Source organism: Brachymonas denitrificans, from assembly GCF_907163135.1.
GTDB lineage: Bacteria > Pseudomonadota > Gammaproteobacteria > Burkholderiales > Burkholderiaceae_C > Brachymonas > Brachymonas denitrificans_A.
Genome location: NZ_CAJQUA010000001.1, coordinates 1,636,005 through 1,655,010, shown reverse-complemented (window position 1 = coordinate 1,655,010; position 19,006 = coordinate 1,636,005). Strand labels below are relative to the sequence as shown.

Sequence of the window (19,006 nt, the reverse complement as noted above, 5' to 3'; positions counted from 1 at the left end):
GCAAAACATCGGCGGTTTTTCTTACGGTTTGTAACGGCGTGCGCTGGCGCCCTGGGGCGTTCCCTGTGTAGCATGTGCTGTGCTCGGTACTGTCCGGGCTGTGCGGGAGCCGCTTGGCATGCTGGTCCGGGCCTTCGGGGCCGGCTTTGGGTGCCAGTGCTGTCCGCCTTCGCTCTCCCGTTCCGTCTGCCCGACGAAGCGGGTCCTGCCTGACAGGGCAGCCTGCGTGGCATCCATTCCATCACACATTCCATGCTGATTGACCTGATTCGCCAATCCCTTGTCCCCATGTTCAGCGCTGCCAGCCTGCAGCGCAGGCGCCCCGGCGGCAGCTTCGCCAGGCACGCCACGCTGGTCGGCCTGCTGGTGGCCAGCCTGGCCGCCGCACCGGCCCGGGCCGAGTTCCGCGTGGAAATCACCGGCGCCGGCGTAACGCAGTACCCGATCACTTCCTCGCCCTTCCGCGGCGAGGCCGAGGCGCCGCAGAAGCCGGCCTCCATCATTCAGGCCGATCTGCTGCGTACCGGCCTGTTCCGTGCCATTCCGGTGGATGCCGGCCAGCTCGACGAAAACAGCAAGCCGGTGGTCAGCACCTTCCGTGCGGCAGGCTCCGACTATCTGGTGGCGGGCAGCGTGCAGCGCCAGGGCGATGGCCGCTTTGCGGTGCGCTTCCGCCTGTGGGATGTGGCCAGGAACAGCGACATGGGCGGCCAGAGCTACACCGTGCCGCAGGCCGAGCTGCGTCTGGCATCGCACCGTGCTGCCGACTGGATCTATGAGCGCATCACCGGCGAGAAGGGCGTATTCTCCAGCCGGGTGTCCTATGTGACCAAGGCCGGTGGCCGCTACACGCTGTGGGTGGCCGATGCCGATGGCGAGAATGCGCAGGCCGCGCTGAGCAGCCGCCAGTCCATCATCTCTCCGTCCTGGTCGCCGGACGGCAGCAAGCTGGCCTATGTGTCGTTCGAGAGCGGCAAGCCGGTGGTGTACGTGCATGACGTGCGCAGCGGCCAGCGCCGCGCCGTGGCCAACTTCCGCGGCTCCAACAGCGCGCCGGCCTGGTCGCCGGATGGCCGCACACTGGCCGTGACGCTGACCAAGGATGGCGGCTCTCAGCTCTACCTGATTCCCGCCGCCGGCGGCGAGCCGCGCCTGCTGTCGCGCAGCGTGGGCATCGATACCGAAGCCACCTTCAGCCCGGATGGCGGCAGCGTCTATTTCGTGAGCGACCGTGGCGGTTCGCCGCAGATCTACCGCATTGCCACCAGCGGCGGCGAGGCCAGGCGCATCACCTTCCAGGGCGGCTACAACATCTCCCCCAGCATCAGTGCCGATGGCCGCAGCATGGCCTACATCACGCGCAGCGGCGGCTACAAGGTGGCTGTCATGGATCTGCAAAGCGGCACTGTCAATCTGGTGACCGATACCGCACACGACGAGAAGCCCAGCTTTGCCCCGAACAGCAAGATGATCGTCTATGCCACGCGCACCGCAGGTGGCGAGGCACTGATGACCACTAGCATCGACGGCAAGATCAAGACCCGCCTGGCCGGCCGCAGCGGAGACATCCGCGAGCCGGCCTGGGCACCCATGGGCCGCTGACGCGGACCGCTTTTTACGTTAACCACGCACAAAAGGAGTCATCGACATGCAGCGTGCCCTACTGACCCTCGCCATTGCCGCTTCCCTGGCCGCCTGTTCCTCTGCCGTGAAGGTGGATGAATCGGCCAATGCCGGCTCCGGCACCGATGCGCAATCCACCGTTGCCCCGGTGGGCACCGAATCCGGCCTGGCTGGCAGCGGCGGCCCGCAGGATGCGGCCAAGGTGGTCTACTTCGACTTCGACCAGTACACGGTGCGCGCCGATGCCCGTCCCACCGTCGAGGGCAATGCCCGCTGGCTGAACGCCAACAAGAACGCCAAAGTGATGCTGGAAGGCCATACCGACGAAGTGGGTGGCCGTGAATACAATCTGGCACTGGGCCAGAAGCGTGCCGAAGCCGTGCGCCGTTCGCTGTCCGTGCTGGGCGTTGCCGATTCCCAGATGGAAGCGGTGAGCTTTGGCGAGGAGCGCCCGGCAGTGAGCGGAGGCGGCGAGAACGAGCGTAACCGCCGCGTGGAATTCAAGTACCGCTGATGGGCGGCTTTGCAGGCAGACAGGGATGACCATGAAATCGGATGCTGGAGTGGGGCTGGATGTGAAACGCGGCGGCGCGCCCATGGGCGCGGTGCTGCTGGCGCTGGCGGCTGCGGTGCTGACACCGCTGCCGGCGCAGGCCCAGCTGTTCGGTGACAACGAGGCGCGCCGTGCGATCCTGGACTTGCGCCAGCGTTACCAGACGCTGACGGAGGAGCAGGCGCGCACGCGCAGCAGCATGCTCGAACTGCAGAACCAGATCGATTCCCTGCGCAGCGAACTGGCCAAGTCGCGCGGGCGCGAGGAACAGCTCTCGCGCGACATGGCCGAGATGCAGCAGCGCCAGAAGGATCTGGCGCGTGCGGTGGAGGAGCGCGGCTCTTCCGCGGCGCGTCCGTCCTCGTCTGCCGCCAATGGCGAAGAGGCCGAAGCGGCGGCCGGTGGCAAGGAGAAGGCCGAATTCGATGCCGCCCTGAACCACTTCCGCAAGGGCGACTATGCCAGGGCGCAAACGGCCTTCCGCGCCTTTGTGCGCAACCGTCCGCAAAGCAGCATGAAGACCTCGGCCCTGTTCTGGCTGGGCAACTCGGATTACGCCCAGCGCAACTACCGCAGTGCCATGGCCAACTTCCGTGCCGTGGTGGCGCAGGCGCCGGATCATGAGCGCGCACCGGAAGCGCTGCTGTCGATCGCCAATTGCCAGACCGAGCTGAAGGAAACGGCGGCGGCACGCGCGACGCTGGAGCAGCTGGTGGCCAAATATCCGCGAACCGAGGCGGCGCAGGCTGCGCGGGACCGGCTGGCGCGGCTGAAGTGATCGCTGTTGTCGCGGCTCGCGTACGGCCGCTTGTGATGACGGCGCACGCAGGGCAGGCACCGCTGAAACAATCGCTACTGTAGCGATTGTCTGATGCCCGCCCTGTGCGGGCATTTTGGTATTCTTCACCCATGTCCGAGATGTTTGTGCCCCCGGTTTCCTCTTCTCCCTTGCCTGTCATCGTCGACCGCGCGCGCCGCTTCGGCGGGGTGGGGCGGCTCTATGGCAAGGCCGGAGCAGAGCGCATTGCGCAGGCGCATGTGGTGGTGGTCGGCATTGGCGGCGTCGGTTCCTGGGCGGTGGAGACGCTGGCACGCACCGGCATCGGCCGCCTGACGCTGATCGACATGGACCATGTGGCCGAATCCAACATCAACCGCCAGATTCATGCGGGGGATGCCACTCTGGGACAGGCCAAGATCGTGGCCATGCAGCAGCGCATTGCGGGCTACCATCCCGACTGCCGGGTGGATCTGGTTGATGACTTTGTGACGGCGGACAACTGGGAGCAGCTGGTGCCCGCCGATGCCACGGCCGTGATCGACGCCTGTGACCAGATGGGCGCCAAGACGGCGATGGCGGCCTGGGCCCGGCGCAACAAGGCACTGTTTGTGAGCGTGGGTGCGGCGGGCGGCAAGCAACAGGCGCATCTGGTGGAGCTGGATGACCTGAGCCGGGCCACGCACGATCCGCTGCTGGCGCAGTTGCGCTACCGCCTGCGCAAGCAGCACGGTGCACCGCGCGACGGCAAGAGCATCGGTGTGCAGTGCGTGTTCAGCCGCGAGGCGGTGCAGCTGCCCGTGAGCGACAGCTGCGAGGTGGATGGCATGGTCGATGGCAGCCTGAATTGTGCCGGCTACGGCTCGGCTGTTGCGGTCACCGCCACATTCGGCATGTGCGCAGCCGGCTGGATTCTGAAAAAAATCGCCGAAGTCTTGCCGAAGACGCGATAAGGGTGCTAGAATTCAAATCTTCGTTGGGCAGTGATGCTTGATGAAGAAGGAGTGGGTCGTTAGCTCAGTTGGTAGAGCAGCGGACTTTTAATCCGTTGGTCACAAGTTCGAATCTTGTACGACCTACCACTCATATCAGCCACCAGGTGCACAAGCCTTGTGGTTTTTTCTTTCCGGATGCGGCATTTGCCGCGTTCGGGAGTATGGGTCGTTAGCTCAGTTGGTAGAGCAGCGGACTTTTAATCCGTTGGTCACAAGTTCGAATCTTGTACGACCTACCACCATCCAAGGCGCCAGGAATGCAGATTCCCGGCGCTTTTTTGTTGGTTGCCCAACTCTGGCAAACTGCCAGTAATGTTGTATCCAACCCACTCCGTCGAACAGATGCAGGTGTCTGTGACTGCGCTGTGCGATTTCGCCGCGCGCTCCGGCGATCTGGACCTGCGCTTCACCCCCGGCCCGTCCGCCGTGGAGGGCATGGAAGGCCATCGCATTATTGCAGCCCGGCGCGCACCGGGTTTTGCCAGCGAGGTGGCTGTGCAGGGCGAAGCCGGTTCGCTCAACGTGCGTGGTCGCGCCGATGGTTTTTCGCTGGCCTTGCAGCTGGTGGAGGAGGTCAAGACGCACAAGGGCCCGGTCGACCGCATTCCGCTCAACCAGCAAGCGCTGCACTGGGCGCAGGCCATGGTGTACGGGCATCTGCTGTGCCGGGAGCACGGGCTGGCGCACATGGACGTTCGGCTGCTGTACTACGATCTGCTCGGGCACAAGGAGCATGCCGATACGCGCCGGCTGCAGGCCGCGGAGCTCGAACAGTTCTTTGATGGCCTGTGCGCGCGTTTTCGGCAATGGGGCGAGCAGGAGCAGGTGCACCGGAAAACTTTGCTGGATGCTCTGCAGCAACTGGAGTTCCCGTTAGGGAAGATGCGACCGGGACAGAGGCTGCTGGCTCAACAGGTGTTCATCGGCGCGCGCCGCGGCAGGGTCTTGCTGGCGCAGGCGCCAACCGGCATTGGCAAGTCGCTGGGCACGCTGTTTCCCATGCTGAAGGCGATGGGCGAAGACCGGATCGACAAGTTGCTGTTCCTGAGCGCCAAGACCACCGGCAGAGCCGCCGCGCTGGAGGCGCTGCAGCGCTTGCGCCAGGGCAACGCCCGGCCGCCTTTGCGCGTGGTCGAAATCACCGCCCGCGACAAGGTGTGCGTGCACCCCGGCGCCGCCTGCCATGGCGAGTCCTGCCCCTTGGCCAGGGGCTTCTATGACAGGCTGCCGCAGGCGCGGCTGGATGCCATGCGTCTCGCGGAGACGCAACTGCTGGATCAGGCGCAGATCGCCGCCGTCGCCGCCGAGCACACGATCTGCCCCTATTACCTGAGCCAGGAGCTGGTGCGCTGGGCTGATGTGGTGGTGGGCGACTACAACTACTGGTTCGACACCAGCGCCTTTGTCTACGCCATGGCGGTGGCGGAGGGCTGGCGCGCAGGCCTGCTGGTGGACGAGGCGCACAATCTGGTGGAGCGCGGCCGGGGCATGTACAGCGCATCCCTCAACGGATTCGCCCTGCAGGGCCTCTCGCGGATCGCCCCCAGGCCGCTCAAGCGCCCGCTGACGCGCCTGCGCGCGCAGTGGAACCGCATGATGGAGCAGCTGCAGCCGGGCTATCAGGACGTGGAGCTGGACGAAGAATGGCTGGCCGTGCTGCAGGAGTTCATCGGCCGCACCAGCGACTTCCTGGCCGAGCATCCTGCAGAGTTGCCGGCCGAGCTGCAGCGGTTCTATTTCGATGCGATCCAGTTCACGCGGCTGGCGGAGGAGTTTGGCGACCATTCCTTGTGCGATGTGCTGCGCCCCACCCAACTGCCCGACGTACTGCCGCGCGGCCGGCTGCACGATGGCGTGCTGACCTTGCGCAATGTGGTGCCTGCACCCTTTTTGCGGCCACGGCTGCAGGCGGCAGCGAGTGCGGTGCTGTTCTCGGCCACGCTGCAGCCGCCGCGCTTCTATGCCGACATGCTGGGCTTGCCGGAGGACCATGCCTGGCTAGATGTTCCAGCGCCGTTCAGCGCCGAGCAACTGCAGGTGCACGTTGTGCCGATTTCGACCCGATGGAACGACCGGGAGCGTTCTGTCGAACCGATTGCCGAACTGATCGTGCGCCAGTACCGGGCCCAGCCGGGCAACTATCTGGCCTTCTTCAGCAGCTTTGCCTATCTGGAGAAGGTGATTGACAGAGTCAAGGCTATGGATAGTGAAATTCCCCTATGGGAACAAACCAGATCAATGAGAGAAGATGAAAGATCGAAATTTCTTGCCGGTTTCCAGGAGGGAGGGAGTGGAATCGGCTTTGCCGTGCAGGGCGGTGCGTTTGGCGAAGGGGTGGATTTGCCCGGCAGCCGGCTGATCGGCGCGTTTGTTGCCACGCTCGGGTTGCCGCCTGTCGATCCGGTGCACGAGGCCATGCGCAAACGCATCGAGGCGTTGATGGGGCAGGGGTTTGATTATGTGTACCTGTTTCCCGGTCTGCGGAAGGTGGTGCAGGCGGCGGGCCGGGTGGTGCGCACGGAGAGCGACCGGGGCGTGGTGTATCTGATCGATGACCGGTTTGAACGCCTGTTCCAGCGGGGCTTGCTGCCGCGCTGGTGGCGCAGGGGGTAGCGTGTGCGCAATAGGGGTTTGTCTGTTTGCGGTGGTGGGGAGAGATGGCTGACGCAGCGGCCGTGTCCGCAATCTCAGAATGCCAGTTGCTCGTCCCCGTCATCCGGCCGCGCTAGCGGGCTGGCTTTGGCGAGCGCCATCCACACGTCAAAGCGCATCTTCTCGAATGGGCGCTGCGGCGCCGGGCGCAACACGTCCAGGCCGGATGCAGAGGCAATCATCACTCCGCATTCCAGGGGAATGTCGTCCACGCCGCCAATGGGCGCTCCTTTGGCGTTGCAGCCCAGCACGTAATACACCTGCGGCGCCATGGCCAGATAGGCGGCGCGTTTGGCCGGATTGCGCACGTCGCCCAGCAGGTCGGCCCGGCTGACCTTGATCTCGTGCACCACCGGTTCCAGATAGCCCTCCACCGTGGTGTTGCGCACGCTGAAAACATCGGGCATGGCCATGACCCAGGCGGGTTGCGGCTCCTCCTCGGTGCCCTGGTTGATGGAGGCGCGCAGGGCCAGCCCGCGCCAGACGATGCGGCCCTGGCGCTGCATGTGCAGGGCAACCTGTTCCACCAGGGCCTCGTGCGGAGTGCGCAGCTGGCGGTTGCTTTCGCCATATTGCGCCAGCGTGGCGATGCCTTCCGGCGTCAGGCGCAGCGTGTCGCGGCCCTGAGGGTCCGTCTGCTGCTGCAGCAGGCCGGCGGCCAGCAGGTCGATTTCCAGCTGGTCCTGGCAGGGCCAGCCGGCCGAGCGGTACATCTGGCGCAGGCGGGTGAGGTGGCGGCGGGAGAGCATGGCGGGAAGGGCGGGGCTTCGGGTCGCGGGGGGTGACGTGCCCCGGGCCGGTGGGTTGGCTCGCGGGGCGGGCTGCTTACTGCTCCGGGGCTGTCGGCGGCGCGAAGGCGGCAGGAAAAGCCTGTGTTTCCTCCAGCTCCATGTGCTCCTCGTGCATGCGGGTGAACAGGCGCACGGCGGCAATCAGTTCGGCCGGCTGGAACCACTGGTAATTGTCCCTGGCCGCCAGCAGCGAGGGAGCGATCTGCTTCCAGTTCACGTCCAGCCAGCCGTGGTCGGCGGTCAGGCGTTTGGCCAGATGAATCTGTTCCGCATCGCCGCAAGCCAGCAGGCGGGAAAACACGTGCGCTTCCTCGTCTGCATGGTGCTGCGCCGGCGCTTGGGCGAACCAGGCGTGCAGTGCGCCGGCCTCCTTGCGCACTTGCGGCGTGAGCCCCGTATCTGCAATGTCGGCGGCCAACTGGTTGAGGCGCTCCAGCATGGTACGCAGGGTGTGGTGCGTTTCCAGCAAGCCGGCGTGCGGGAGCGAGGGAGTTGCGAAAGGGGCGTTGGAATCAGAAGCGGCAGACATGGGAGTTCCGGATGGGCAGGCTCCCATTATCTGCCCTTCGCTCACTCACGTTCGATCACAAGGGCAATGCCCTGGCCCACGCCGATGCACAGGCTGACCACGGCGTAGCGTCGAGGCCGTCTGGAGCACGGCGCTTAAGTCACTGGTGCGCGGCGGGCGCATCGTCACTTGCGGCGCCACGACCGGGGACCAGCCTGATGCCGACCTGCGCCGCCTGTTCATCCGTCAGCTGCAGGTGATCGGTTCCACCCTGGGCAATCCGGGCGAGCTGCAGGACTTGCTGGCCTGGTGTGCACAAGGCAAGGTGCGGCCCCTTATCGACCGCGTGCTGCCACTGGAGGCGATCCACGAAGGGCTGGACGTGCTGGAGCGCAACGAACAGTTCGGCAAGCTGGCGATTGCCATTGGCGACTGACGTATAGTGCTGTCAAACGAACCGAGTACATCCCCATGGCACGCCTGAAATTCGACGCCCTTGACCATTACCCCTTCTGCACCGAACTGCAGATCTACACCAGCCACATCAACCACGGCAACCATCTGGACAACGCCCAGTTGCTCACGCTGGTGTCCGAGGCGCGGCTGCGCTTCATCCGCTGGCTCGGCTATGACGAGATGGATGTGCTCGGCCTGGGCACGGTGGTAGGCGACGTGGGCGCGCAATACCTGTCCGAGGGCTTCTACGGCGATGTGCTGCAGATCGAGATGGCGCCGGCCGACCTGAGCCGCTACGGCTTCGATGTGGTGTTCCGTATCCGCGAAAAGACCACGCAACGCGAGGTGGCGCGCGGCAAGGTCGGCGTGGTGCTGGTGGACAAGCAGGCGCGCAAGGCGGCACCCATGCCGGATGCGGTGCGGGAGAAGCTGCTATCGGTGTGAAAGTCTCACCCGCCAGCCGTTGCCTTTGACAGGCGCACCTCTCTCTGATAGGCCCGCCAGAAGGCCATATCCTGCCCTGCCGCGAAATTGAGCCGCATGCGCGTGCTGCTGCAGCGTTCCGGATAGAACAGGTGTCCGGGCGCAATCAGCCAGCCGTGGTCCAGCAGGCGCTGCGCCAGTTGCTCGGTATCGACGCCGGTTTCCACCCAGCCGAACAGCCCCGCAGGAGGCGCGGCGAAGCTGGCGCCATGGCGCAGGGCGAGCCGCACGGTGCGGCTGCGCGCGGCGTCCAGCCGGCTGGTCACGGCTTCGGTGTGGCGGCGCAGCCAGCCCTGCTGCAGGCACAGGCTGAGTGCCCGTTCGGTCGGTGTGACGGTGTTGAGGCCGGCGATCAGCTTGGTGTCCAGCAGTTCGGGGATCCAGTCCTCCGGGGCGGCAATGCATCCCACACGCCAGCCGGGGGCGATGATCTTGGCAAAGCCGGTCACGTAGAAGGTGCGCTTGAGGCCATCGAGCGCGGCATAGCGCGGGCTGTGGGCGGGGGCGAACGCGGCGTAGGTGTCGTCTTCGACGATGAAGAAATCGTACTGCTGCGCCAGTTGCAGCACATGGTGCGCCTGCGTCAGGTTCAGCGAATGGCCGGTGGGGTTGTGCAGCACTGAAACCGTTGTATATGCCTTGGGCCGATGGGTGGCAGCGAGGTGTTCCAGCGCGGCGACATCCACTCCTTGCGGGCCGCGCGGAACGGGCAGCAGGCGCACGCCCATGCGCGTGAGCCGGGCGAATTCGACCGACCAGCCGGGGCTGTCCACCAGCACCGCGTCGCCGGGGCTGAGCAGGGTGCGCGCCACCACATCCAGCGCATGGGTGGCGCCGCTGGTGGTGATGATCTGCGCGGAGGGGGTTGTTATGCCGAGCGATTCCAGATGCAGGGCCAGCATGTCGCGCAGCAGGGGGTCGCCCTGGGCCGTGCCATACAGCGCTCCGCTGGAGCTGTTGTCCTGCGCCACGGCGCGGCGCAGCGCCTTGATCAGCAGCCCTTCATCCAGCCAGCTTGCCGGCAGCACACCGGAGGCGGGCGAAGGGCGGCTGGCGTCCATGGAGTCCTTCACCTGGTTGCGCACCCCGGCGGGAAACATGGTGCGGATCAGGCTGCCGATGTCGTTGGGAAAGGCGAGCGGAGTGCGGTCTGCCGTAGCGGCGCTGGCGGCGGGAGTCAGTGCGTTGCGCTCCCGTACAAAGAAGCCCCGGTTGCGCTCCGAACGGATCAGGCCCTGCGCCAGCAACTGGTCGTAGGCCGCGACCACGGTATGGGGGCTGACGGCATAGCGGCTGGCGCAGTGGCGGATGGACGGCAGGCGCGTGCCCGCCGCCATCAGGCCGGCGTCGATGCGGCTGGCGAAAAGCCGGGCCAGTTGCTCCGACAGCGGGGCAGGGTCCGTGCGCGAAAGGGGAGCAGGCTCGGGTGTCATGTTGTCGCTCGCCAAGGTGTGTCGCTATTGCTTCCAGTACAGAAGGCAGCAGTGTTTCAAGAACTGTATCGTATCTGTACTGGATTTGGGCGATGTAATGCAGAGACGTTTCCTGGATGGCGGATGCCCCGCCACCGGTTTCTGCAAAGGTCTTGCCATGTCTCTCGACGTCCTCACGCTCACGCTGTCCATCGTTCCCTACATCGTGGTGATGTCCATCACGCCGGGGCCCAACAACCTGATGCTGCTCAGTTCCGGTGTGCGGTTTGGCGCGCAGCGCAGCCTGCCGCATATGCTCGGCATCTCGGTTGGCGGTGCGGTGATGATCGTGCTGACCGGCCTCGGTCTGCTGGAGCTGTTTCAGCGCCATCCGCTGTTGCAGCAGGGTGTGCAGTGGGGCGGCATGGCGTATCTGCTCTGGCTGGCCTGGCAGATGACGCGCGCGCCTGCACCGCAGGAGGCCCTGGAGCAGGAAGCGCCTGTGCCGGGCGGGGCTGCACAGCAACCACCCGGCCATGCGCAGGGCGCATCTTCGGCAGAAGCGCTGGCCCGCCCGCTCGGGTTCTTGGGCGCGGCAGCCTTCCAGTGGGTCAATCCCAAGATGTGGATGATGGCGCTCGGCCTGCTCTCGGCCTATCTGCCTCCGGGGCAGGGCGTTGCGGCCGTTGCCCTGGTCGCGCTGGTGTTTGGCGTGACCAATCTGCCCTGCATCTCGGTATGGGCGATTGCCGGCCAGCATTTGCGCCATTGGCTGCAGCAGCCTGCCCGGTTGCAGGCGTTCAACTGGAGCATGGCAGCCGCATTGCTGCTGTCAATGGCCCCGGTGCTGCTGCGCCAGTGAGTGGGCAAGGGGTCAGGCCGCGTGCTTCTTCACCCAGGCGGCATAGGCATCCATCCAGCCCTGCAGGAACTTGCGCGAGCCCTCATTGGCCACGCTGCCGTCTTCCGCAAAGAACTTGTCATCCACCTTGAGGAACACTTCGGGCTGCCCCAGCGTGGGCGCATCCAGATAGGCCAGGATGTTGCGCAGGTGCTGCTGCGCCAGCGCCGTGCCGATGGCGCCGATGGAGGCCCCCAGCACACCCGCCGGCTTGCCGGCCCAGACGTTCTTGCCGTAGGGGCGCGATGCGTGATCCAGCGCGTTCTTCAGCACGCCGGGGACCGAACGGTTGTATTCGGGCGTGACGAACAGCAGCGCTTGTGAGTCGCTGATGGCCTGCTTGAATTGCAGCACCACTTCGGCCTGCTGCTTGTCGTCATCCTGGTTGTAGAGCGGCAGCTGGCTGATGTCGAGGTACTGGAACTGGAAGTCGTGCGGTGCGAGTTTTTCCAGCGCCTGGGCCAGGCGGCGGTTGTAGGAATCGCGGCGCAGGCTGCCGACGATGACGGCTATTTGGGTCATGGCAATCTCCTTTTCCAGCAGAGGATGCGGCAAGCGCGGGCCCCTTGCTGTAGGACCACGGCGCGATCGCGAGCATGCCGGTGCAGTGTGCGCCATTCCTGCGCCACCGTGAGCGCGGCGTGCCCAATAGCCCGCCCGCAAATGCCGTTATTGCCAGTGCGCGATCGGCTGGCAACTTCTACAATCTTCCGGCCCCTATCTGCAAGGTACCGCATGTCTGACCGTTCCTCCACTACCGATCCGCAATCCTCCACCGACGCCGCCAGTGGCCAGGGCGAGGGCGCCTATCTGGCCAGCCTGATCCGCATCCGCGGCGCGCGCCAGAACAACCTGCGCAATCTGGATCTGGATATCCGCACCGGCGAGCTGACGGTGGTGACCGGGCCGAGCGGTTCGGGCAAGTCCAGCCTGGTGTTCGACACGCTATATGCGGAGGGCCAGCGGCGCTATGTGGAAACCTTCAGCGCCTACGCACGCCAGTTTCTGGACCGCATGGACAAGCCCGCCGTGGACAAGGTGGAAGGCGTGCCGCCGGCGATTGCGATCGACCAGACCAACCCGGTGCGCACCTCGCGCTCGACCGTCGGCACCATGACGGAGCTGAACGATCACCTGAAGCTGTTCTTCGCACGCTTTGCGCACCTGCACGACCGGGTGACGGGGCTGCCGGTGCGGCAGGACAATCCGGATTCGATTTATGCGGATTTGCTGCGGCGGAGTGGTGTGGTCGATGGTGCAGGTGTGCAGGCGGCGCAGAGCGTAGACGCCTCCCAGGTGCAGCATGCCGACCCCATTCCCGCTCAGCGCGCCGACGTGGCTGGAGCGCTGGCGGAGCGTGCAGAGCGGGCGGCGGGAGCGGAAGCACCGCGCCTGGTCGTCACATTCCCGGTCGAATTGCCCGCCAGCACCACGGCGGAAGAAGTCGAGCAATGGCTGTCCGCCTCCGGCTTCACGCGCGTTCAAGCCGAGCGCACGGAAGGCGGGCGCAAGGTGCTCGACGTGGTGGCCGACCGCTTCCGCATCGACAAGGTGGAACGTGCGCGCGTGATCGAGGCGCTGGAAGTGGCGCTCAAGCACGGCGCCGGGCATCTTTCGGTGTATGCGCTGGCAGCGTCCGGCGAAGACGCGGCGCCCGAAATCTGGAGCTATTCCAGTAGCCTGCATTGCCCCGAAAGCGGCATCAGCTACAGCGCGCCGATTCCGTCCATGTTCTCCTTCAACTCGGCCGTGGGCGCGTGCGAGGCCTGCCGCGGCTTCGGTCGCGTGATCGGAGTGGATTGGGGTCTGGTGATTCCCGACGAAAAACTCACGCTGCGCCAGGGCGCCATCAAGCCGATCCAGACGCCGGCCTGGAGCGAAAGCCAGGACGATCTGATGCGCCACGCCGAAACGGCCGGCATTCCGCGCGACACGCCCTGGAACAAGCTGACCGAGGCGCAGCAGCGTTGGGTGATCGACGGCGCGCCGGGCTGGAAGGGACAGTGGAACAAGCAGTGGTACGGCATCCAGCGCTTCTTCGATTACCTGGAGAGCAAGGCCTACAAGATGCATATCCGGGTGCTGCTGTCCAAGTACCGCAGCTACACCGAATGCCCGTCCTGCGGCGGCGCGCGCCTCAAGACCGAGAGCCTGCTCTGGCGCGTGGGCAGCAAGGCGGATGCCGATGCGGTACTTTCTCCTTCTGATCGATTCATGCCTAAGGGAGTTGATTGGGATCGGGAAACTCTTGCCTCCTTGCCGGGTCTGTCTCTGCATGACCTGATGTTGCTGCCGCTCGACCGCCTGCGCGATTTCTTCGCCCGCCTGGGGCAGGACGACCGCCAGCCGGCCACCCAGACCGACGCCGCCGACACCCAGGCCCGCAAGCTGCTGTTCGAGGAAATCAACAACCGCCTGCGCTATCTGTGCGATGTGGGCATCGGCTATCTCACACTGGACCGCCAGAGCCGCACCTTGAGCGGCGGCGAGGTGCAGCGCATCAACCTGACCACGGCGCTGGGCACCTCGCTGGTGAACACGCTGTTCGTGCTGGACGAGCCCAGCATCGGCCTGCACCCGCGCGACATGCACCGCATCACCGAGGCCATGCTGCGCCTGCGCGATGCCGGCAACACGCTGGTGGTGGTGGAGCACGACCCGGCCGTGATGTGGGCGGCCGACCGCATGATCGACATGGGCCCCGGCCCCGGCGAGCGCGGCGGTGCCATCGTGTTCGACGGCCCGACCGAAGCGCTCAAGCGCGCCGACACGGTCACCGGCGAGTACCTAGGCGGCCGCCGTCAGGTGATCGACCCGCAGCGCTGGCAGCCGCGCGCGGTGGAAGCCAACACGCCGCGCCTGCTGCTGGAAGGCGTGCGCGCCAACAATCTGAAGAACGTCTCGCTGGAAATCCCGCTGCAGCGCCTGGTGTGCGTGACCGGGGTGAGCGGCTCCGGCAAGTCCACGCTGATTCAGGATGTGCTGGCGCCGGCACTGCTGCGCCAATTCGGCAAGGCCACCGAATCGCCTGGCGCACACGACCGTCTGCTGGGTGCCGACCATCTGGCCGATGTGGTGTTCGTGGACCAGTCGCCCATCGGCAAGACGGCGCGCTCCAACCCGGTGAGCTACGTGGGCGCTTGGGACGCGATCCGTCAGCAGTTTGCCACCGCGCCTCTGTCGCAGGAGCGCGGCTACACGGCCAGCAAGTTCAGCTTCAACAGCGGCGACGGGCGCTGCCCGACCTGCGGCGGCAGCGGCTTCGAGCATGTGGAAATGCAGTTCCTGAGTGACGTCTATTTGCGCTGCCAGGACTGCGACGGCAAGCGCTATCGCCCCGAGGTGCTGGAGGTGAACATCGAGCGCGGCGGCCGCACGCTCAACGTGGCCGATGTGCTGGAGCTGACGGTGAATGAGGCGGTGCTGCTGTTTGCCGCCGACCGCGAGGTACTGCGCGCACTCAAGCCCATCGTTGATGTGGGCCTGGATTACGTGAAGCTGGGCCAGCCCGTGCCCACGCTGAGCGGGGGCGAGGCGCAGCGCCTGAAGCTGGCGGGCTTCCTCGCCGACGCGGCCAAGTCTGCCGCCAAGAGCCGGCAGAGTCTGGCGCGCAAAGGCACGCTATTCCTGTTCGACGAGCCGACCACCGGCCTGCATTTTGACGACATCGCCAAGCTGATGCGCGCCTTCCGTCAGTTGCTGGATGCCGGGCATTCGCTGGTGGTGATCGAGCACAACCTCGACGTGATCCGCGCCAGCGACTGGCTGATCGACCTCGGGCCGGAAGGCGGCGACGGCGGCGGCCGCATCGTGGCCGAGGGTACGCCGGAGCAGGTGCGGCAGAATCCGGCCAGCCATACCGGCGCGGCGTTGCGGGAATACGATGTGGCGATGGGCTGGGGTGAAGCCGCTGGGTCGCTCCAACAAGTGCCAGGTGCCGGTGAAGAGGGCGCTGACGCGGCAAAAGGATCCAGTGCTGCATTGCGTGTGCAGGAACCGCTGGCAGCGTATGGATCTGCAGCAAATGCTGTCGGATCCATGGCCCCAGGCCGCCCGGCCCCCACGCTAGCCACCCCCCAGCGCCGCAGCAACGCCATCGAAGTCGTCCACGCCCACGAACACAACCTCAAGAACCTCTCCGTGCAGATCCCGCGCGGCAAGTTCAACGTCATCACCGGCGTGAGCGGCTCGGGCAAATCCACGCTGGCGTTTGACATCATCTTCAACGAAGGCCAGCGGCGCTATCTGGAAAGCCTGAATGCCTACGCCCGCAGCATGGTGCAGCCGGCCGGCCGCCCCGAGGTGGACGCGGTGTACGGCATTCCGCCCACGGTGGCGATCGAGCAGCGCCTGAGCCGCGGCGGACGCAAGAGCACGGTGGGTACCACCACCGAGGTGTGGCACTTCCTGCGCCTGCTGTACGTGAAGCTGGGCGTGCAGCACTGCGTGCACGACGATGCCCCGGTGCAGCCTCAAACGGCGGACCGCATCGTCGCGCAGATCCTGCGCGAGCACCGCGGCGAGCACATCGGCCTGCTGGCGCCGCTGGTGAGCGGGCGCAAGGGCGTCTATACCGAACTGGCCGACTGGGCGCGCCCGCGCGGCCATACGCATCTGCGCGTGGATGGCGAATTTCTGCCGACCACAGGCTTTCCGCGGCTGGACCGCTTCAAGGAACACGAAATCGCGCTGCCGGTGCTGAGCCTGGACGTGACGCCCGAAAACGAGATGCTGCTGCGCGAAGGCGTGCGCGATGCGCTGCGCCACGGCAAGGGCGTGGTACACGTCATGAGCGATCTCGCCGGCCTGGCCGAAGCCATGGCCGATGGCGGCACCGGCGCCGGCATTGGCCGCGTGCAGGTGTATTCCACGCTGCGCGCCTGCCCGGTATGCAGCACCAGCTACGAGGAACTCGATCCGCGCCTGTTCAGCTACAACAGCAAACATGGCTGGTGTCCGGATTGCGTCGGCACCGGCGTGAAGCTGAGCAAGGAACAGCGCAAGGCGCTGGACGATTCCGTGGCCGACAAGGACAACAAGGGCCGCGAGCAGACCTTTGCCGAGCCGGAAGTGGAAGGCGTGGGCGACCAGCCGTGCCCCACCTGCCACGGCACGCGCCTGAACCCGATCGCGCGCCATGTGCGCCTGCACGGCATCGGCATTGCTGACGTGGCGGCGCTGAGCGTGGCCGATGTGGCGGCCTGGGTGGATGGGCTGGCCTTCAGCGGCCGCGAGGCCGACATCGCGCGCGACATCGTGCCCGAAATCCGCAGCCGCCTGGCCTTTCTGCAGCAGGTGGGCCTGGGCTACCTCACGCTGGACCGCGGCGCGCCCACGCTGAGCGGCGGCGAGGCGCAGCGCATCCGGCTGGCGGCGCAACTGGGCAGCAATCTGCAGGGCGTGTGCTACGTGCTGGACGAACCGACCATCGGCCTGCACCCGCGCGACAACCACATCCTGATCAACGCGCTGCAGGACCTGAGCGACAAGGGCAACACCCTGCTGGTGGTGGAGCACGACGAAGACACCATCCGCCGCGCCGACCACGTGATTGACATTGGGCCGGGCGCGGGCGTGCGCGGCGGCACCGTGGTGGCCGAGGGCACGGTGGCTGACATTGAGGCGGATGCCGATTCGGTGACTGGGCGCTATCTGCGCGCGGCCATGCGCCACCCGATGCGCGGCACGCGCCGGCCGGTGCGGGGCGAAAGCGCGGACGCGGAGCAGCAGCCGGCGCTGGAGTGGCTGAGCGTGACCGGTGCCACCCTGCACAACCTGCAGAATCTGGACGTGCAGGTGCCGCTGCACCGGCTGGTGGCCGTGACGGGCGTGAGCGGCTCGGGCAAATCCACGCTGGCGCGCGATGTGCTGCTGAGCAATGTCGAAGCCATTGTGCTGCAGCGCTCCACCAAGGCGGGGCGCGAGGCCGATGCGCGGGGCGAACGGCCGGCCTGGTCCGGCTGCAGCGGCGTGCAAGGCTACGAAGCGATTGCGCGCGTGCTGGAAGTGGACCAGACCCCGATCGGGAAAACGCCACGCTCCTGCCCGGCTACTTATATCGGCTTTTGGGACACGGTGCGCAAGCTATATGCCGACACGCTGGAGGCGCGTGCGCGCGGCTTTGGCCCGGGGCGCTTCAGCTTCAACACCGGAGAGGGGCGTTGCCCGGCCTGCGAAGGGCAGGGCATGCGCACCATCGAGATGAATTTTCTGCCGGACGTGAAAGTGCCGTGCGAAGTCTGCCACGGCGCGCGCTTCAACCTGCAAACCCTGGCCGTGACCTGGCGCGGCAAGAGCATCGGCGACGTGCTGCAGATGGAGGTGGACGAGGCGGTGCAATTCTTCGCCAGCATGCCGTCCATCGCGCATCCGCTCAAGCTGCTGCAGGATGTGGGGCTGGGCTATCTGACGCTGGGCCAGCCCTCACCCACGCTGAGCGGCGGCGAGGCGCAGCGCATCAAGCTGGTGACCGAACTGACCAAGGTGCGCGACGACGTGACGCGGCGCGGACAGAAAACGCCGCATACGCTGTATGTGCTGGACGAGCCCACGGTGGGGCTGCACATGAGCGATGTGGAAAAGCTGATCCGCGTGCTGCACCGGCTGGTGGATGGCGGGCACAGCGTGGTCGTGATCGAGCACGATCTGGATGTGATTGCGGAGGCGGACTGGATTCTGGATCTGGGGCCGGAAGGGGGGACTGGCGGGGGGAGGCTGGTGGTGGCTGGGACGCCGGAGGAGGTGGTGGCTTGTGGGAGCCATACGGGGGAGGCTCTGAGGCCGGTGCTGGCTCGGGATGCAGGCTAAGCCAGCGGCGCTGTGCAGCTATTTGCGAGCATTAGCCGCCGCTTGCCGAGAGCATGCTTCTAGCGCCTGATGGGCAACTAAAGTGCTATACACTGTCAATAGGGTCATATCTGATGCTAGGTTGTTGATCGGCGTTGGGTTTATAGGGAGATATGACTGCTATACACCAAAATTTTTGAAGTATGCACCGTGGAGGTGCATACTGAACGTTAGGCATAATTGGTTTTTTAGTTGGTGCAGGCACGGAGGCCAGAAACCCATCATGTTGTTCCCGGTTCATTCTTGCCGCATTGGTTTTGCCCGCTTTCAAGCCAGCGGTGCATCCCAACTGCAGTTGCTCCCAGCCGCCGTAGGCAGGTGGGGTCATGTGCCTGGTACGGTGGCAGGTCTGGCTGTGCAGTGTGAGTCTGCGGCTATTCGTGCCCAAGCTTTGGCTTCAATGCCTAACATTGCGGTCAAGGTTGCTCCCTTCGGTCGCTGGACGCGCCGCACGCGGCGCGCCCCTTACCTTTAACGTTAGGCTGCACAAACCCACCATGCTCCCGGCGAATTTCCTCTCCGAATTCTGGGCCTATGCGCACACGAAAGAGTACCGTGAAGGCCTCTTCGTTGAGGCGTCTGGTCTGGTTTTGGATGTACTTCTGCTCATCGTCGGTGTCAAGGTAATTTCCTACTACCTTGCCCGACAGTCAAGAAACACGACTAGCTTTGCATCCTCTTTCTTTATCACACAGTTCTTGCGTGAAGTACTGGCGCTTCAATTGAAGTCTGGCGGAGTTGCAGAGATCAACGCTAGCTTAAGAGCGGCCTTTGAGAGGCGCGAACTCGAATCGCTGTTCTCTCACTCCCTATATGGAAATACCGAGAACTTAATGGATCTACTCCGACTTCGAATGAGGTCTGGGGAGCATATCGCCGGGCATAGAAGCCTCACCGCCGAGCAACGAAAAGACCTATCCAAAGAGGGGCAGGCTTTGCTGGGGCGCTTGGACAGCTTACTGGTTATCCTGGCATCCCTGCGACAGGAAGACCAATGCCTTCGTGCAT

The 19,006-nt window shown here is 65.5% G+C and carries 12 protein-coding genes, 2 tRNA genes and 1 pseudogene; 11 read left to right on the top strand and 4 right to left on the bottom strand.

The genetic code is table 11. The features are described from left to right. Positions 1 to 252 precede the first annotated feature (252 nt). The 7 genes from tolB to KKQ75_RS07660 all read left to right on the top strand — a co-directional run bounded on the left by tolB (position 253) and on the right by KKQ75_RS07660 (position 6,562). A complete protein-coding gene (gene tolB / locus KKQ75_RS07690) occupies positions 253 to 1,602 on the top strand; it encodes a Tol-Pal system beta propeller repeat protein TolB (RefSeq protein ID WP_250131034.1) in 1,350 nt (449 codons plus the stop codon). 46 nt (positions 1,603 to 1,648) lie between these two features. Then, positions 1,649 to 2,137 carry an OmpA family protein gene (locus KKQ75_RS07685; protein ID WP_213361334.1) on the top strand — a complete coding sequence of 163 codons (489 nt, stop codon included), beginning with the start codon at positions 1,649 to 1,651 and terminating at the stop codon, positions 2,135 to 2,137. 31 nt (positions 2,138 to 2,168) lie between these two features. Continuing rightward, positions 2,169 to 2,954 (top strand): tol-pal system protein YbgF, encoded by a 786-nt coding sequence (gene ybgF, locus KKQ75_RS07680; protein WP_327020809.1) that lies wholly within the window; start codon positions 2,169 to 2,171, stop codon positions 2,952 to 2,954. Between the two features lie 131 nt (positions 2,955 to 3,085). After that, the gene (locus KKQ75_RS07675) at positions 3,086 to 3,907 is read left to right on the top strand and encodes a tRNA threonylcarbamoyladenosine dehydratase (protein ID WP_213361332.1); all 822 of its coding nucleotides are present in this window, start codon (positions 3,086 to 3,088) and stop codon (positions 3,905 to 3,907) included. Between the two features lie 53 nt (positions 3,908 to 3,960). Further along, positions 3,961 to 4,036: transfer RNA gene (locus KKQ75_RS07670), tRNA-Lys, on the top strand. Positions 4,037 to 4,112: 76 nt separating this feature from the next. Next, positions 4,113 to 4,188: transfer RNA gene (locus KKQ75_RS07665), tRNA-Lys, on the top strand. A gap of 73 nt (positions 4,189 to 4,261) precedes the next feature. Then, entirely contained in the window at positions 4,262 to 6,562 is a 2,301-nt protein-coding gene (locus KKQ75_RS07660) for an ATP-dependent DNA helicase (RefSeq protein ID WP_250131033.1), read from the top strand. A 74-nt stretch (positions 6,563 to 6,636) separates the two neighbouring features. Here KKQ75_RS07660 and KKQ75_RS07655 read toward each other — a convergent pair whose 3' ends face one another. Further along, positions 6,637 to 7,350, bottom strand: a complete 714-nt coding sequence (locus KKQ75_RS07655; protein ID WP_091813483.1) for a hypothetical protein — start codon at positions 7,348 to 7,350, stop codon at positions 6,637 to 6,639. A 76-nt stretch (positions 7,351 to 7,426) separates the two neighbouring features. Beyond that, complete coding sequence (locus tag KKQ75_RS07650) at positions 7,427 to 7,921, bottom strand: hemerythrin domain-containing protein (protein ID WP_213361330.1); 495 nt, start codon at positions 7,919 to 7,921, stop codon at positions 7,427 to 7,429. A gap of 139 nt (positions 7,922 to 8,060) precedes the next feature. On the opposite strand from KKQ75_RS07650, the pseudogene KKQ75_RS07640 reads away from it, so the two are divergent. Together KKQ75_RS07640 and KKQ75_RS07635 are read left to right on the top strand one after the other, a co-directional pair. Further along, a pseudogene (locus tag KKQ75_RS07640) lies at positions 8,061 to 8,336 on the top strand (zinc-binding dehydrogenase); the annotation flags it as partial. A 35-nt stretch (positions 8,337 to 8,371) separates the two neighbouring features. Beyond that, entirely contained in the window at positions 8,372 to 8,800 is a 429-nt protein-coding gene (locus KKQ75_RS07635; RefSeq protein ID WP_213361329.1) for an acyl-CoA thioesterase, read from the top strand. A gap of 5 nt (positions 8,801 to 8,805) precedes the next feature. Here KKQ75_RS07635 and KKQ75_RS07630 read toward each other — a convergent pair whose 3' ends face one another. Further along, positions 8,806 to 10,272, bottom strand: a complete 1,467-nt coding sequence (locus tag KKQ75_RS07630; RefSeq protein ID WP_213361328.1) for a PLP-dependent aminotransferase family protein — start codon at positions 10,270 to 10,272, stop codon at positions 8,806 to 8,808. Between the two features lie 157 nt (positions 10,273 to 10,429). On the opposite strand from KKQ75_RS07630, the gene KKQ75_RS07625 reads away from it, so the two are divergent. Further along, positions 10,430 to 11,113 carry a LysE family translocator gene (locus KKQ75_RS07625; RefSeq protein ID WP_213361327.1) on the top strand — a complete coding sequence of 228 codons (684 nt, stop codon included), beginning with the start codon at positions 10,430 to 10,432 and terminating at the stop codon, positions 11,111 to 11,113. Between the two features lie 12 nt (positions 11,114 to 11,125). Here the strand turns inward: KKQ75_RS07625 and KKQ75_RS07620 are convergent, their stop codons facing one another. Next, positions 11,126 to 11,680, bottom strand: coding sequence for an NADPH-dependent FMN reductase (locus tag KKQ75_RS07620; protein WP_091815405.1), 555 nt, complete (start codon positions 11,678 to 11,680; stop codon positions 11,126 to 11,128). Between the two features lie 207 nt (positions 11,681 to 11,887). Between KKQ75_RS07620 and KKQ75_RS07615 the strand changes: the two genes are divergently transcribed. Further along, positions 11,888 to 17,959, top strand: coding sequence for an excinuclease ABC subunit UvrA (locus KKQ75_RS07615; protein WP_213361326.1), 6,072 nt, complete (start codon positions 11,888 to 11,890; stop codon positions 17,957 to 17,959). Positions 17,960 to 19,006: the final 1,047 nt, after the last annotated feature.